At 69.2% G+C, this 15,320-nt stretch carries 15 protein-coding genes; 6 read left to right on the forward strand and 9 right to left on the reverse strand.

Annotated elements, in window-relative coordinates:
* Nucleotides 1–40 precede the first annotated feature (40 nt).
* Genes AC1RAA_RS18860 through AC1RAA_RS18880 form a run of 5 tightly spaced genes read left to right on the forward strand, consistent with a single transcriptional unit; the run spans nucleotide 41 to nucleotide 4,378 of the window.
* Nucleotides 41–481: a hypothetical protein gene (locus AC1RAA_RS18860; protein WP_492730689.1), complete on the forward strand. Its 441-nt coding sequence runs from the start codon at nucleotides 41–43 to the stop codon at nucleotides 479–481.
* Entirely contained in the window at nucleotides 478–1,551 is a 1,074-nt protein-coding gene (locus AC1RAA_RS18865) for an alpha/beta fold hydrolase (RefSeq protein WP_062482906.1), read from the forward strand. The genes AC1RAA_RS18860 and AC1RAA_RS18865 overlap by 4 nt, the downstream gene beginning before the upstream one ends.
* 25 nt (nucleotides 1,552–1,576) lie before the next feature.
* A complete protein-coding gene (locus AC1RAA_RS18870) occupies nucleotides 1,577–2,170 on the forward strand; it encodes a GNAT family N-acetyltransferase (RefSeq protein WP_492730687.1) in 594 nt (197 codons plus the stop codon).
* Nucleotides 2,171–2,184: 14 nt separating this feature from the next.
* Nucleotides 2,185–2,718, forward strand: a complete 534-nt coding sequence (locus tag AC1RAA_RS18875) for a hypothetical protein (RefSeq protein ID WP_492730685.1) — start codon at nucleotides 2,185–2,187, stop codon at nucleotides 2,716–2,718.
* A gap of 31 nt (nucleotides 2,719–2,749) precedes the next feature.
* On the forward strand, nucleotides 2,750–4,378 hold the full coding sequence (locus AC1RAA_RS18880) for a peptide chain release factor 3 (RefSeq protein ID WP_062482912.1): 1,629 nt from the start codon (nucleotides 2,750–2,752) through the stop codon (nucleotides 4,376–4,378).
* Here the strand turns inward: AC1RAA_RS18880 and AC1RAA_RS18885 are convergent, their stop codons facing one another.
* From AC1RAA_RS18885 to AC1RAA_RS18905, 5 genes are all read right to left on the reverse strand, one after another.
* Nucleotides 4,379–5,182, reverse strand: coding sequence for an ABC transporter permease (locus AC1RAA_RS18885; protein WP_492730682.1), 804 nt, complete (start codon nucleotides 5,180–5,182; stop codon nucleotides 4,379–4,381). It abuts the gene before it with no gap.
* A 196-nt stretch (nucleotides 5,183–5,378) separates the two neighbouring features.
* The gene (locus AC1RAA_RS18890) at nucleotides 5,379–6,419 is read right to left on the reverse strand and encodes a DNA methyltransferase (RefSeq protein ID WP_492730680.1); all 1,041 of its coding nucleotides are present in this window, start codon (nucleotides 6,417–6,419) and stop codon (nucleotides 5,379–5,381) included.
* Nucleotides 6,416–7,606 (reverse strand): hypothetical protein, encoded by a 1,191-nt coding sequence (locus AC1RAA_RS18895; RefSeq protein ID WP_492730678.1) that lies wholly within the window; start codon nucleotides 7,604–7,606, stop codon nucleotides 6,416–6,418. Before AC1RAA_RS18895 ends, AC1RAA_RS18890 begins: the two co-directional genes overlap by 4 nt.
* Before the next feature lie 85 nt (nucleotides 7,607–7,691).
* Complete coding sequence (locus tag AC1RAA_RS18900) at nucleotides 7,692–8,534, reverse strand: ABC transporter permease (RefSeq protein ID WP_492730676.1); 843 nt, start codon at nucleotides 8,532–8,534, stop codon at nucleotides 7,692–7,694.
* 8 nt (nucleotides 8,535–8,542) lie between these two features.
* Nucleotides 8,543–9,538: an ABC transporter ATP-binding protein gene (locus tag AC1RAA_RS18905; RefSeq protein WP_159272795.1), complete on the reverse strand. Its 996-nt coding sequence runs from the start codon at nucleotides 9,536–9,538 to the stop codon at nucleotides 8,543–8,545.
* A gap of 95 nt (nucleotides 9,539–9,633) precedes the next feature.
* On the opposite strand from AC1RAA_RS18905, the gene AC1RAA_RS18910 reads away from it, so the two are divergent.
* Complete coding sequence (locus tag AC1RAA_RS18910; RefSeq protein WP_492730674.1) at nucleotides 9,634–10,458, forward strand: HAD-IIB family hydrolase; 825 nt, start codon at nucleotides 9,634–9,636, stop codon at nucleotides 10,456–10,458.
* Nucleotides 10,459–10,586: 128 nt separating this feature from the next.
* Here the strand turns inward: AC1RAA_RS18910 and AC1RAA_RS18915 are convergent, their stop codons facing one another.
* The 4 genes from AC1RAA_RS18915 to ocd all read right to left on the reverse strand — a co-directional run bounded on the left by AC1RAA_RS18915 (nucleotide 10,587) and on the right by ocd (nucleotide 15,215).
* Nucleotides 10,587–11,783 carry a porin gene (locus AC1RAA_RS18915; RefSeq protein WP_307638100.1) on the reverse strand — a complete coding sequence of 399 codons (1,197 nt, stop codon included), beginning with the start codon at nucleotides 11,781–11,783 and terminating at the stop codon, nucleotides 10,587–10,589.
* 226 nt (nucleotides 11,784–12,009) lie between these two features.
* The gene (locus AC1RAA_RS18920) at nucleotides 12,010–12,978 is read right to left on the reverse strand and encodes a Bug family tripartite tricarboxylate transporter substrate binding protein (RefSeq protein WP_062477370.1); all 969 of its coding nucleotides are present in this window, start codon (nucleotides 12,976–12,978) and stop codon (nucleotides 12,010–12,012) included.
* A gap of 106 nt (nucleotides 12,979–13,084) precedes the next feature.
* Complete coding sequence (locus AC1RAA_RS18925) at nucleotides 13,085–14,131, reverse strand: histone deacetylase family protein (protein WP_492730672.1); 1,047 nt, start codon at nucleotides 14,129–14,131, stop codon at nucleotides 13,085–13,087.
* 34 nt (nucleotides 14,132–14,165) lie between these two features.
* Entirely contained in the window at nucleotides 14,166–15,215 is a 1,050-nt protein-coding gene (ocd, locus tag AC1RAA_RS18930) for an ornithine cyclodeaminase (RefSeq protein ID WP_062477364.1), read from the reverse strand.
* Between the last annotated feature and the right edge of the window lie 105 nt (nucleotides 15,216–15,320).

Below are 15,320 nucleotides of genomic sequence, written 5' to 3' on the forward strand. Positions count from 1 at the left end.
AAAGAGACAACGACAAGAAACCCAGACGGAGGTGTTTTTCATGAACCAGTTTCCGTCCCTCGATCCCATGGCCCTGTGGCGCGAGCTCACGGCCCAGTGGGAAAAAAGCACCAACGAATTCGCCAACGAAGCCATGGCCTCGGACCCGTTCCGCCAGGGCATGCACGGCGGCATGAACGCCTCGCTCACCGCGCAGAAGGCGGTGGGCGACCTGATGGCGCGCTACCTCACGCTGCTGAACCTGCCCACGCGCGCCGACCTGCAGGCGCTGGGCGAGCAGCTGCACCGCATCGACGACCACCTGGCGGGCATCCGCCGCGCGCTGGAAGGCGGGGCCGGGCCGGCCGCGCGGACCGCCGATACGGCCACTGCACCGCCCCGGCCGCGTCGCACCAAGCAACCGCCGGCGGCGGCAGTGCCTGCACCGGCAGCCAAGGCCGCCGCCCCCAGGAAACGCACCGCTGGAAAGCGCCGCCCATGAGCGCGCCGCCCGACACCTTCCAGCTGCCCGACATCCGCGGCGAGATCGAGCGCACGATCCAGCGCAACATCAAGGGGCTGGACTTCCTGACCTCGACCGCGCCTGCCGTCGGCCTCACGCCCAAGGACGAGATCCACCGGCGCGGCACGCTGAGCCTGTACCACTACCGCCCGATGGTCGACGAGATCTACCGCGTGCCGGTGCTCATGGTGATGGCCACCACCAACCGCGCCTACATCTTCGACCTCGCGCCGGGCCAGAGCATGGTCGAGTACCTGCTGCTCAAGGGCTACGACGTCTACGTGATGGACTGGAACGCGCCGCGCCCCGACGAGAAGCGCCTGCGCATCGAGGACTACGTGCTCGACTTCATTCCCGACTCGATCCGCCGCGTGCAGGAAGACTCGGGCGAGGACGACGTGACCATCGCCGGCTACTGCATGGGCGGCGTGCTCTCCACGCTGTATGCGGCGCTGCACCCCGGCGGGCCGATGAAGAACCTGGCGCTCTTCACCACGCCGATCGACTTCAGCCGCATGAAGCTCTTTCATGCGTGGTCCGACCGGCGCTACTTCGACGTCGACCGCCTCATCGACACCGTGGGCAACGTGCCGCCCGAGATGCTGTTCGCCTCCTTCGACATGCTGCGCCCCGCGGGGCGCGGCGCCGGGCTGGTGCAGCTGTGGGACAACATGGCCAACGACGAGTTCGTCAAGTCGTACCGCATGTTCGACCGCTGGGGCGCCGAGATGCTGCCGCTGGCCGGCGAGTACTTCCGCCAGACGGTGAAGGAACTCATGTGGGACAACAAGCTGCACAAGGGCGAGCTGGTGCTCGGCGGGCGCCCCGTGCTGCTGAAGAACATCACCGTGCCGGTGCTGCACGCGCTGGCGCAGCACGACCACATCGTGCCCTACGAGGCGGGGCAGCCGCTGATCGCCGGCATCGGCTCCACCGACAAGGAAGAGGTGGTGCTCAAGGGCGGCCACGTGAGCCTGGCGGCCGGCACCAACGCCGTGCGGCGGCTGTGGCCCAAGCTCGACGAGTGGCTGGGCGTGCGCTCCACCTGACGAACACAACCCTCCCCCTACGCTCATGACCGCATCTTCTTCCCGCACCTACCCGCGCACCGTTTCCCACGCGGACGGCGACATCGCCCTGCGCCTGATGACCGGCGCCGACGCCCCCGCCGTGCTGGCCTTCGCGCAGGCGCTGCCGGCGCACGACCTGCTCTTTCTGCCGCGCGACATCACCGAGCCCAAGGTGATGGCCGCCTGGGTCCGCGCCATCGAGCGCGGCGACATCGACAGCGTGCTCGCCGTGCGCGACAGCGCCGTGCTGGGCTGCGCCGCCGTCATCCGCGACCCGCATTCGTGGTCGGGCCACGTGGCCGAGCTGCGCGTGCTGGTGTCGCCCGCGCTGCGCGGCGGCGGCCTGGGCCAGCAGCTGGCGCAGGAAGGCTGCGCGCTGGCCTTCGCCCACGGGCAGGAAAAGATCGTCGCCCAGATGACCGTCGACCAGCGCGGCGCCATTGCCGTCTTCCAGGCCCTCGGCTTCCGGCCCGAGGCCCTGCTGACCCGCCACGTGAAGGACCGCGAGGGCAAGGCGCACGACCTCGTGGTGCTGAGCCAGGACGCGGCGCAGGTCGAGGCGCAGATGCGGGCGTACGGGGTGACGGAGGCGTTTTAGGGCATAAAGCGGGGATGAACCCGCACGCGTCGAAGAAGCCGCTCTATCGCAAGGTCAACACCAAGGCCCGAAACGTACATCACGATTTCGGCGGCGACTACCGGCATGAGCGGAACACGAAAAACAACGAACGTTCCGAAGAGACGCGACGCGCCATGCACGGAAAGCACTTGCGCGGACTCGACTACACGCCCCTGTGCCGGTTTCTCTTGTCCAAGGTCGGTGCCGACTGGGACCAAGTCCACAGCGAAGCCGTGGCGCGGCTCGACCGTCCCGAACCGATCTTCTGGCTGGTAGCCCTGCGCGAAGACGAAAAAAAGGACGTCGTCAGGATTGGCGACGCCAGCTACTACAGCGGGTTGTTTGTCGATGCCGAAGGCAAGTTGCGAGTGGTGAATCCGGCGCTGGGTCCCGAACACATGACACCGACCTGCCCTTGCTGCACACACACCTTTAACGGCATCCGCATCGCCGGACAAAGCAAGGAAACCAGCTCGAATCCGCCGGTCAGCCCGGGCGCGCCGTCCCGTTCCGGCACGGCCTCCTAAAATCGGGGGATTCCCCTGCAGATTGCCCACCTTGTCTTTTCTCGCCGAAACCCGCCGCCGTCGCACCTTCGCGATCATTTCCCACCCTGACGCCGGCAAGACCACGCTGACCGAAAAACTGCTGCTGTTCTCGGGCGCGATCCAGATCGCCGGCTCGGTGAAGGCCCGCAAGGCCTCGCGCCACGCCACCTCCGACTGGATGGAAATCGAGAAGCAGCGCGGCATCTCGGTGGCCTCGTCGGTGATGCAGATGGTGTACCGCGAGCACGTCATCAACCTGCTCGACACGCCCGGCCACAAGGACTTCTCGGAAGACACCTACCGCGTGCTCACCGCCGTCGACTCGGCGCTGATGGTGATCGACGCGGCCAACGGCGTGGAAGCGCAGACGCGCCGGCTGATCGAGGTCTGCCGCCAGCGCGACACGCCCATCATCACCTTCGTCAACAAGATGGACCGTGAAGTGCGCGAGCCGCTGGACATCCTGGACGAGGTGGAGCGCGAACTCGGCATGCCCTGCGTGCCCATGACCTGGCCCGTGGGCCAGGGCAAGAGCTTCCGCGGCATCATGAACCTGCGCACGCAGGCGATGACGGTGTTCGAGTCGGGCAGCGAGCGGCTGCCGCACGACTTCGAGACCATCCCGCTGAGCGAGCGCGACACGCTCGTCAAGCGTTTCGGTGCCGACTTCGAGCACGCCATGGAAAGCATGGAACTGGCCACCGGCGCCTCCCCCACCTGGGACCGCGAGGCCTTCCTGGCCGGCAAGCAGACGCCGGTGTTCTTCGGCTCCGGCGTGAACAACTTCGGCGTGATGGAAGTGCTCGACGCGCTGGTCGACCTGGCGCCCTCGCCGCAGTCGCGCACCAGCACCACGCTGGTCAACCGCCAGCCGGTGGTGAAAGAGATCCAGCCCGAGGACAAGGACTTCGCGGGCGTGGTCTTCAAGGTGCAGGCCAACATGGACGCCAACCACCGCGACCGCATCGCCTTCGTGCGCATGGCCTCGGGCAAGTACACGCCGGGCATGAAGCTGAAGGTGCAGCGCACCGCGAAGGAACTGCGCCCCACCAGCGTCGTGACCTTCATGAGCCAGCGCCGCGAGGCGGTGGAAGAGGCCTACGCGGGCGACATCGTGGGCTTCACCACGCACGGCGGCGTGCAGCTGGGCGACACCATCACCGACGGCGCGAACCTGCAGTTCACCGGACTGCCCTTCTTCGCGCCCGAGCTGTTCATGACCGTGATCCTGAAGAACCCGCTGCGCACCAAGCAGCTGCAGCAGGGCCTGGCCCAGCTCGGCGAGGAAGGCGCGATCCAGGTGTTCCGCCCCGAGGTCGGCGGCCCGATGCTCTTGGGCGCGGTCGGCCAGCTGCAGTTCGAAGTGGTGCAGCACCGCCTGAAGGCCGAGTACGACGCCGACGTGCGCCTCGAAGGCTGCCAGTACACGGGCGCGCGCTGGATCACGGCGGACACGCCGGCCGAGCTGCGCGAGTTCGTCCACGCCTACCCGGTGCGCATGGCCAAGGACGCGGCCGACACGCTGGCCTTCCTGTGCACCTCGCCGTACGACGTGCGGCTGGCGCAGGAGCGTTTTCCGAAGATCCACTTCCATCCGCTGCGCGAGCACGCGGGGCTGGCGCTGCAGAGCGCCGGCTGATCAGCTGCCCGACGAGGTGTAGTGGCGCAGCCCGAGGCGCCACGCACCGAACGCCGCCGCGAGGAACACGAAACCCGCGAGCGGTGACACCCACCCCACCCAGGCCGGCGCGCCCAGCGGATCGGGCTTGCCCAGGATCGCCAGCACCGGGTAGTACGCCACGCAGGCCAGCGGCACGATGAAGGTCAGCACGCGGCGGAACCACTGCGCATAGAGCGCCAGCGGGTACTGCGCCGCCTGCACGCCGCCGTAGGTGAGCACGTTGGCGATCTCCAGGCTTTCGACGGTCCAGAACGACAGCGTGCCCTGCAGCACGAGGATGCCGAGGAACAGCGCGATGCCACCGGCCAGGGCGAACAGTGCGATTGCCAAGGCGCTGGGGGTCCATGCGATGTCGGCCTGCACGGTCGCGAAGGCCAGCACGAGCAGGCCCTGCAGCAGACGGCCGAGGCGACTGATGCGCACGTCGTGGCCCATGAGCTGCAACGCGAGCGGACGTGGGCGCAGCAGCAACCGGTCGAAGGTGCCGGTGCGCAGGAACTCGGTGCCCAGCACGTCGAAGCCGCGGCCCAGTGCATCGGCAAGGGCGAACATGCAGTTCACGAGGCCGTAGAACAGCGCGACCTCGCCGATGCCCCAGCCCTGCACTTCGCCGAAGCGATGGAACAGCGCCCAGACGGCGACGACCTCGATGCCTGTGCCCAGGAACTGGCCGAGGGTCAGCAGCAGCGCGGACGCGGGGTACCTGGCCTGGCCGCTGAGGGAGGCGGCCATGAGGCGGAAGAAGAGAGGGAGGGCGCCCATCTTCAGTGGTTCTCTCGTTTTGTTGCGCCGTGGTTCAGGGCGCGTGCACAGGCCACCGGGTACTTCCCTCCGCGAATGTCCCCCGGGCTTCGCCCTCCTCCTTGATTTCGCTGCGGGAAGCACCCAGTGTCCTGCGCACACTGAGCGCGGTCGTGGTGCGGGTCGGTCCACCGCTGTGCGGGTTGCGTCATGCCACTCATTGCTCGTAGCAGATGTCGAGCCGGATCAATGCGCCACGGGCATCGATGCGGTCGGCTCGGAAGTAGAAGCGGCCGCGGTAGCTGTCGAGGTGAAGGGGCGCGGTGACCGGGTCGCCCCAGCTCGTCACCGAGAAGCCCTGCCCTTGCAGCCACCGCAGCACGGTATCCAGGCGCTGCGGGTCGGCGTCGACGCGGATGTCGGCGTCTGCGGGCGGAGGGCCCTGTGGGTCCTGCTGCCAGCGCGCGAAGCTGCCGAACAGCGTGAAGGCGTGTCCTTCTGCGCGCATGGCCTCGAGCAGCGCGGCGGTGGCTGGCAGGTCGATGCGCTCGCGCTGCTTGCGAAAGACCAGCGCGTGTTCGTGGCGCCGGTCGGTGCGGGCATCGGTGTCGTTGTCTTCCGCGTCGTGCGGATAGACCAGCACGCGCTCCTCCTCCATCGTGAAGAGCGAACCCAGGATGCGAGCGAGATCGAAGGCCAGCGGCAGCACGCGATCGCCGATCCGGAGGTTTTCCACCATCGCAATGCAAGCGCCGCCCTCGCGCAATCCGGCGCGGACACGATGGAAGACGTTGCGCAGGCCATCGAGGTGCTGCGCGTAGCTGGGGCTGTCGTAGAGCTGGGACGTTGCCTGCGCACCGGTCCAGCGGCAACCGAAGTAGGGGACGTTCGTCAGGCACAGGTCGAAGGGCGGGAGCGCGGCGTCTTCGAGCGCATCGCACGAGGCGTGCAGGAGCGTCGTGCCGTGGGCGAGGCCGTGGCGTGCCAGCCGCTCGCGGATGAGGTCGATGCGGCCTGCATCGACTTCGCAGCCCAGGGCCTGGCGCTGCTCGAGGCGTGCCGCGAGCAGCGTCGTGCCGAAACCGGCGAACGAGTCGAACACCGTGTCGCCCGGTTGCGAGAACCGGCGCACGAAGGGCAGCATCTGCTCGACCCATCCGCAATCGCGCCCGCTCATCGGGTCCCGCGCGCGCAGGTCGTCCGGCAGCCGGTAGCGCGGCGATTCATGGTCGAGCATCAGCCAGCTGTGACTGCTCATGGACAGGCCTTCGCGGTGCGCGTGTCGAGCAGCACGTCGTGCCCCGGCTCCCAGCCGGCGCAGAGCTGTCCGTCGGCAAAGTAGACGAGCTTGTAGACATCGCCGGTCGCGTGGCGCGCGTGCATGGCGCCGTAGTCGGCGCTTTCGAAGACGACCGTCAGGCCGCTGTCGGTGCGCAGGCGCAGGTTCCAGAAGTAGTAGCCCTCGGTGAGGCTTTCGAGGGTCCACCCGCGCGAGATGTCGGGGTCGTCGAGGCAGGCCGTCAGCAGCGCGTCCATCGAGACCCGCTGCGTGCGCAGATAGCGCGCGGTGGCGTTGTCGCGATAGCCGTCGTCGAGCCGCGAGAACTCCCGGAAGACGACGGTCCCGGCGCCGCATTGCCGTGCCCACGCGAGGTACGCGGCCACGTCGGTCGGCTGCGCGACGCCGCCGCGCTGGAGGATGCACACGAGCCGCAGCGCCACCGCATCGGCGAGCTGGCGCGCGGTGCGTTCGAACACGGCGGCGTCGCCGATGGCCACCTCGGGCCGGAACCGCATGATGGCCTGGTTGACCGCGCCGTCGTGGTGGTGGCGGGACAGCTCCAGCCAGCTCATTCCGAAGCCTTGCAGCGCGCGCCGCAGCACCTCGCCCTGCGGGCCGGCAAAGCCTGCGCCGTTGGTATAGAGCACACGGTCTTCGACCACCGGGCCTTCGCTTTCGCCCGCGGCCAGCGTGTGCAGCAGCCGGAGCATCCAGTCGGCGTCGTCGCTCGTTTCCAGGCCCGAGAGCGACCACGACAGCGGCACGCCGCGCAAGGCCCGCAGCGCGCGGGACAGGCCGTCGAAGTAGTCGGGCGCCGGACGCAGCCGGGACGCCGAGGTTCCGCCGTCGGTCTTGCGCAGGTTTTCCGAGCAGAAGCCGCAACGTGCCGAACAAGGCTTCACGGAGGCGTACGGCGTGAACGTGAGGGGCTGCGCAAGGCGCCGGGCGACGCCGCCGATCGTGTGCGTGTGCCAGCGCGCGGCCTCGTTCGAAGGCGGCGTGCGAAGGGTCACCCCGCGCACGGAGCGGCGAAGGCGTTCGAAGAGTGGGGAGCTGGCGCTGCGCGGCAGATCGGCCACGGCGATCTGGTCGATCGCGCAGGTCACGGTCCGCACGGCGAGGGGCGTCGGCGCATCGGCTTCAACGGGAATGACGGGGCGCATGGCAGGGGCGGGGTTGTCGCACCCGCCACCATACGACAGCGCTGCCTCCGAGGGCGGGAGTGACTCCCTGCGCGCGCCCGTCACCCTAGCCACCTTGCACCTGCAGACTGCGCATCGTGCGCCCCATCGCCACCCGCCCGAACGCGACCAGCGCGACGATCCAGAAGCACTGCAGCCCCAGTGCGCCCAGCGCATGCGCGCCGCTCAGCTGTCCGAAGTACAGCCGCGCCGGAATATCGAACAGCCCCGCCAGCGGCTGCACCAGCAGCGCGGTCTGCCAGGCGTCGGGCAGCAGCGCCAGCGGCAGCAGGTTGCCCGAGAACACGATGACCACGGGCGTCGCCACCGCCTGGATGCCGCGCTCGTTGAGCGCCGCCGTGGTCGCCACGTTGAGCAGCATCACCATCGCAGTCGAAAGCAAGAGGCCCAGCACCACCGACAGCAGGAACGCCGCGCCGGCCATCGCGCTCGCAGGCAGCTGCCAGGCCCAGTCGCCCAGCCCCACCAGCGGCAATACCACCGCCGCGAAGGCCGCCATCAAGGCCACGCGCGGCAGCAGGCGCGCCGCGATCCAGCCGGCCGTGCGCGCGAACCACAGCGCGTAGGCGTCCACCGGGCGCAGCCGGTCGTAGGCGACGGCGCCGGTGCGCGCGGCCTGCGCCACTTCGGGATCGCCGAGCCAGGGCATCAGCACCAACAAACCTTGCGCGAGCCAGGTGTAGGTGATGGCCTGGGCCAGCGACATCGACGAGGCCGCGCCCGCGATGGCGCTGCCGCTGTAGAACGCGGCGAACACCATCACCTTGATGCCGCCCCACCAGCACTGCGTGGCAAAGCCCGCGAGCGCCGCGGTGCGGTACTGCAGCATCTGCAGGAAGCGCGAGACGAACGCCGCGACATACGGCCGGGCGAGGTCGCGCGGGCCCATGGCCGGCCTCACGCCTCGGCCGCTCCGTGCATGGCGTAGAAGCGCGCGATCACGGCTTCGATCGCGAGGCCTTCGAGGCGGATGTCTTCCACGGCGTGCGCGCCGGCGATGCGCGCGATGAGCGCGGGCGCGGGGGTCTGCTTGGGGTCGAAGTCGAGCACCAGCGTCTGGCCGTCGCGCGAATGCACGGTGGCGCCGTCGACCTGCGCGGGCAGCGTGGCGTCCTGTGCAAAGTCGACCACCAGCCGGCGCTCGGCCATCACCTGGGCGCGCAGCGCTTCAACCGGGCTGTCGGCCAGCACGCGGCCGTGACCGATGACGATCACGCGCTGGGCCAGGGCCTCGATGTCGTGCATGTCGTGCGTGGTCAGCAGCACGGTGGTGCCGCGCTCGCGGTTGGCGCGGCGCACGAAGTCGCGCACGGCGAGCTTCGAAGGCGCGTCAAGGCCGATGGTCGGCTCGTCGAGGAACAGGATGTCGGGCTCGTGCAGCAGCGCCGCCGCAATCTCCGCGCGCATGCGCTGGCCCAGCGAGAGCTGGCGCACCGGCTGGTCGAGCACGCGCTCCAGGTGCAGCAGCGCGACCAGCTCGTCGCGCGTGCGGCGGTAGCGCTGCGGATCGACGCGGTAGATGTCGCGCAGCAGGTCGAAGCCGTCGCCCACGGGCAGGTCCCACCACAGCTGCGTGCGCTGGCCGAAGACCACGCCGATGCGCGCCACGTGCCGTTCGCGGTCGGCAAAGGGGTCGCGCCCATCGACTTCCACGCGCCCGCCATCGGGCCGCAGGATGCCCGAGAGGATCTTGATGGTGGTCGACTTGCCCGCGCCGTTGGGCCCGATGAAGCCCAGCAGCTCGCCGCGCTCCAGCGCGAACGACACGCCCGACAGGGCCTCCACCGTGCGGTGGCGGCGCTGCAGCAGGCCGCGCAGCGCACCGCGCAGACCGGGGTCGCGCTCGGACACCCGGTAGGTCTTGCGCAGGTTGTCGACGAGGATGTGAGGCATGGTGGAAGGTGCCGCGCCGGCCTGAAAGCGCGGCGGGGGCGGGATGCTACACGAAAGCGCCGGTACGATCACGGGCCCTTCCGAGAATCCTGTCCATGTCTTCGCCTCCCCTGCCCGCCTCGCCCCACCACCTGCTGCCGCTCACGCGCTGGCCCGCCGACGCACGCGCGGCGCTGGTCGGCGTGTTCACCGACATCGACGACACGCTCACCACCGATGGCGCGATCACGCCCGATGCGTTGAAGGCGCTGGCCGACCTGAAGGCCGCCGGCCTCGCGGTGGTTGCCATCACCGGCCGGCCCGTGGGCTGGAGCCTGCCCTTCGTGAACAGCTGGCCGGTCGATGCCATCGTGGCCGAGAACGGCGCGGTGGCATTGCGGCCTGCGACCGATGGCGGCGTCGAAAAGCGCTACCAGCAGGACGCCGCCACACGCGCCGCCAACTTCGCGCGCATGCAGGCCGTGCTGGCGCGCATCGAGCGCGAGATTCCGGGCGCCGGGCGCGCCACCGACTCGCCCGGGCGCGAGACCGACATCGCCATCGACCACAGCGAATTCGTGACGCTGAGCGACGACACCATCGCGCGCGTCGTCGCCCTGATGCGCGGCGAGGGCATGCACGCCACCGTGAGCAGCATCCACATCAACGGCTGGTACGGCGACAACGACAAGCTCGAGGGCGCGCGCTGGATCGTGCGCGAGCTCTGGGGCCGCACGCTCGACGACGAGATGGACCGCTGGGCCTACGTGGGCGATTCCACCAACGACCAGCTGATGTTCCGCAGCTTCGCGCACAGCATCGGCGTGGCGAACGTCGCGCGCTTCGTGCCGCAACTGGAGCACCTGCCGCGCTACGTGACGCAGGGCGAGCGCGGCGCGGGCTTCGCGCAGGCCGCGCAGGCGGTGCTGTCGGCGCGCTGAGCCGCGCGCCGCGCGGGCGTCGTGCACGAAAAAAAGGCCCGCGCAGGGCGGGCCGAATGGACCGGTTGAACGACCCTTGGAGAAACTTGCAGTGGTGAGGGTCGCGCGATGCGCGACCCTTCAGGACATCAGAACGTGTGGCGGATGCCGAATTCGTAGCCCATCGAGCTCTTGGCCTGCAGCGCCGTGCGGTTGAACGTGGTGGCGTACGACGGGCCGGCGCCCACCGTGAGCCCCGCGCCGTTCTTGTTGCTGACGCGCGCGACCGTGCCATACAGCGCGGTGCGCTTGGACAGGTTGTGCACGTAGCCCAGCGCGAGCTTGCTGGCCTTCGGGTCGGCGTTGTTCACGCCGAAGACCGGCACGCGGTTGAAGTCGTACTTGACCTGCGAATACGACGCGCGGATCACGCCCGGGCCGATCGGCACGGTCACGCCCAGCAGGTAGCCGGTGAGGTCCACGTCCTGGCCGGGCGTGAAGATGTTCAGCGCGTTGCGCTCGTCCTTCGAACGCGAGATCTCGCCGAACAGCTTGGCCACGCCGAAGTCGTAGGTCGCGCCGAGGTTGAAAGTCTTGACCTTGCCCGGGCGTGCCACGGCGGCGGCGCCGCTGCCGGTCGTGAAGCTGGTGTCGTTCTGCGCGTAGCTGGCGGCGATGTCGAACGGGCCCGTCGTGTAGCCCAGGCGACCGCCGATGTGGCGGCCGGTGTTGGTGCTGGCGGCGGTGTCGGGCGACAGGCGCGTCTGCTCGGCCAGGCCGTAGGCCACGTTGCCGTAGAAGCCGCCCAGGCGCGGCAGGAAGTACTGCACCATGTTGCTGGCGCGCTTGTAGGTGCCGTTGCTGCCGTAGCCGCTGCCCGGCACGCTGGCTTCGTTGGCGTCGATGATCAGCGAGCCGCCGATGCCGGTGTCGCCGAACGGATCGAACTGTTCTTCGTTCATCACCGTCGCGGTCTTGTCGCGGCCCAGGCGCAGTTCGCCGAAGCTGCCTGCCAGGCTCACGGTCGAGCGGCGCGTGAAGTTCGACACGCCGGTGGCGCCGTCGTCATTCGTGATCGGGGCTTCGAGCCAGAAGCTGGCCGACAGACCGCCGCCCAGGTCTTCCACGCCGCGGAAGCCGAGGCGGCTCGAGCTCAGGCCCGAATTCGCCAGCTCGCTGCGGCTGGCCTTCACGCTGTAGGCGGGGCCGAAGGGGGTGGTCGAAACGCTCTTGTTCGCTACGTTGCGGTAGGCGGCATCGACCACGCCGAACAGGGTCACGGTCGATTGCGCCGACGCGGCGCCGCAGGCTGCGATGGCAGCCAGAACAAGCAGGGATTTTTTCATTGGTGTCACTCCAGGAGGGGGATGTCGCTGCGCCGAGACCGGGCGCGACTTTGGGACGTCCGGGCCTTGTTGCCGCGAGACTGGGTCCGAGTTTTCCTTCACTGGAAGACAAAGGAATTACATAGGGTTAACGCCTAGATTACGGAGGGGCATAGGGGGTGAGTTCAGGACAACGGTCGCGGATCGGGGTAGGCGCCGCGCACGCCTCCCCTTTTCCGGCGGGCGCTTACTTCTCCTTCGCCAGCCCCAGCTTGTCGATGATCACCTTCTCGCGCACCACCGTGTCCTGCGCGAACTTGGTGTACGTGGCCGAGCTCATGTAGTTGGGCAGCATGTCGTAGCGGCCGAGCGAGGCCACGTAGCTCGGTTCTTCCATCGCCTGCTTGAACGCGTCGTGCAGCTTCTTCACGACCTCGGGCGGGGTGCCCTTGGGCGCGCCGATGCCGAAGGGCGAGTTCTGCACCACGTCGTAGCCCAGCTCCTTCAGCGTGGGTGCGTCGGGGAACTTGGCCAGGCGCTTCTCGCCCCAGGTGTTGAGCACGCGCAGCTTGCCGGCCTCGACCTGCGGCGCGAAGCCGGTGCTGTCGGCCGCGGCCATGAGCTGGCCGCTGACCACCGCGAGCATCAGGTCGGCGCTGCCCTTGTAGGGCACATGCTGCAGCTGGATGCCGGCCTTCTGCGCCACGATCTCGGTCGTGAGGTGCGGGCTGGTCAGGTTGCCGGTCGAGCCGTAGGTGAGCTTGCCGGGGTTGGCCTTGGCGTAGGCGACGAAGTCGGCCCAGGTCTTGAAGGGGCTGTCGGCCGGCACGACGATGCCGAAGGCATAGCCGGTGACGTTCAGCACGTAGCTGATGTCCTTGAGCGGGTCCCAGTTGATCTTGGTGGTGTAGCCCAGGCGGAACACGCCCAGCGGAATCTGCGCGACGGTGTAGCCGTCGGGCTGCGCGGTCTGCAGCGCCTGCGCGGGCAGCGTGCCGCCGGCGCCGGGCTTGTTGTCGATGATCACGGGCTGGCCCAGGATCTTGCTGGCGTTGTCGGCCAGCTGGCGCATGGTGATGTCGGTCGGGCCGCCCGCGGGAAAGGCGATCACGAGCTTGATGGGCTTCGCGGGAAAGGCCTGTGCAAGCACCGCCAGCGGCGCGGCGAGGCCGCAGGCGGCCAGCGTGGCGGCACGGAGAAGGGAACGGCGAAACATGACGGAAGGCTCCTGAAGCGTGGATCGAGCCGCGCATTGGGCCCTGCCCCGCCCGGTGCAGCAATCGGGGCTCACCCGACTGCTGTCGCCAGGGCTACTCGCCCCCTCAGCCCGCGGCTTGCGCGAAGCCTTCGAGAACGTTGACCGCGTTCACACCCACCTCGGCCACCGCATAGCCGCCCTCGAACACGAACACCGTCGGCAGGCCGGCGCGCGCGAGGTCTTCGCCCAAGCGCAGGTAGTCGTCGCTCTTCAGCTTGAAGCCCGAGATCGGGTCGCCCTCGAAGGTGTCGACGCCCAGCGAGACCACGAGCGCGCCGGCCTTGACCTTCGCGATGCCGTCGAGCGCTGTGCGCAGCGCCGTGCGCCAGGCCGTGAAGTCGGTGCCGCGCGGCAGCGGCAGGTTGTGGTTGAAGCCCTCGCCCGCGCCCGCGCCGCGCTCGTCGGCATGGCCCAGGTAGTACGGGTAGTCGGTCAGCGGGTCGCCGTGCAGGCTGGCGAAGTGCACGTCGCTGCGTTCGTAGAAGATGGCCTGTGTGCCGTTGCCGTGGTGGTAGTCGACATCGAGCACGGCCACGCGTTCGACGCCCGCATCGCGCAGCGCCTGCGCGGCGACCGCGGCGTTGTTGACGAAGCAGTAGCCGCCGAAGAAGTCCGCGCCCGCATGGTGGCCCGGCGGGCGCGTGAGGGCGAAGGCGCTGCGCTCGCCGCCGAGGACGCGCTGCGCTGCCGTCCACGCACAGGCCGCGCCATGGCGCGCAGCGGCCCAGCTGCCCGCCATCAGCGGCGTGCCGGCGTCGAACGAAAAAAGGCCCAGGCGCGCGGGAAAGCTCTTCGGCAGAACATCGGTGCGCATGCCGCGCGTGGGCCAGTACGAGGGCAGCGCGTCGCGCGTGGCATTGGCGGCATCGAGCGCCACCCACTCGTCCCAGGCATGGGCGATGAAGTCGAGGTAACGCGGCGCATGCACCTTCGCCAGCAGCGCGTCGTCGAACGCGTCGGGCGCCTGCAGCGGGCCGAGGCCGCGCCGCTCCAGTTCGTGCCTCACATGGTCGACGCGCGCGGGCACCTCGAAGCAGGGCACCAGCTCGCCCCGGAACATTTCGACTTGGCCTTGGTGCAGGGCGTGCTGGTCGTTGTAGATGGTGAGCATGAAGCGGCGAAGGGCGTGACGACAGGGCCTGCCATCATGCCGCACGCCGCAGCACCGCCCGGCGCCGCCCCGAGGCGGTGAGACCGAACAGGTCCTTCGGATCGTCGAGCTCGGGCACCAGCGCGATCTGCCGGCCCACGCCACGCTCCAGCGCCAGCTGCTGGATGCAGCGCAGCGCCGTGTAGTCCTCCAGCGCGAAGCCGACCGAGTCGAACACCGTCACCTGCTCCGGCCGCTCGCGGCCCGGCACTTCGCCCAGCAGCACGCGCCACAGCTCGTGCACCGGGAAGTCGGGCGCCAGCTGCTGGATCTCGCCCTCGATGCGGGTCTGCGGCTCGTACTCGACGAACACGCGTGCGCCGCGCAGCACGTCGGGGTGCAGCTCGGTCTTGCCGGGCGAATCGCCGCCCACGGCGTTGATGTGCATGCCGGGCTCGATCATGTCGGGCGTGAGCACGGTGGCGTGGCCCTGGTAGGCGGTGATGGTGGTCACGATGTCGGCGCCGCGCACCGCCTCGGCGGTGGAGTCGGCGCGCACGATCTCCATCGGCGTGCAGGCCGCGAGGTGGCGCACCAGCTTGTCGGTGGCGCGCGGGTCGATGTCGAACACGCGCACCTGCTCGATGCCCAGCAGCGCATGGAAAGCCAGCGCCTGGAACTCGCTCTGCGAACCGTTGCCGATGAGCGCCAGGCTGCGCGCGTCGGGCCGCGCCAGCGCCTTGGCGGCCATGGCCGAAGTGGCGGCCGTGCGCAGCGCGGTGGTGAGCGTGAGTTCGGACAGCAGCACGGGGTAGCCCGTGTCGACCTCGGCCAGCACGCCGAAGGCCATGACCGTGGGCAGGCCGACCTGCGTGTTGTGCGGGTGGCCGTTGACGTACTTGAAGGCATAGGCGCCGTCGTCGGCCACGGGCATGAGCTCGATCACGCCCAGGTGCGAATGGCTGGCCACCCGCGCCTTCTTGTCGAACTCGCGCCATCGCAGGAAGTCGTCGCGCAGCGCGTCGGCCAGCGTGACGAGGAATTCCGGGACGCCGGTCTCATCCACCAGGCGAACCAGGCTGTGAACATCGATGAAGCGGGTCATGGCACGGCTCCTTGCGTAGCCCCCGGCACGGCGCTTCATCCGTTCACACGGTCTCCACCATGGCTGATTCAGGATGCGCCTGCGCCAAGGGTTCAAGCCATTGTG

Source organism: Variovorax sp. GW823-FHT04F07 (assembly GCF_058795995.1).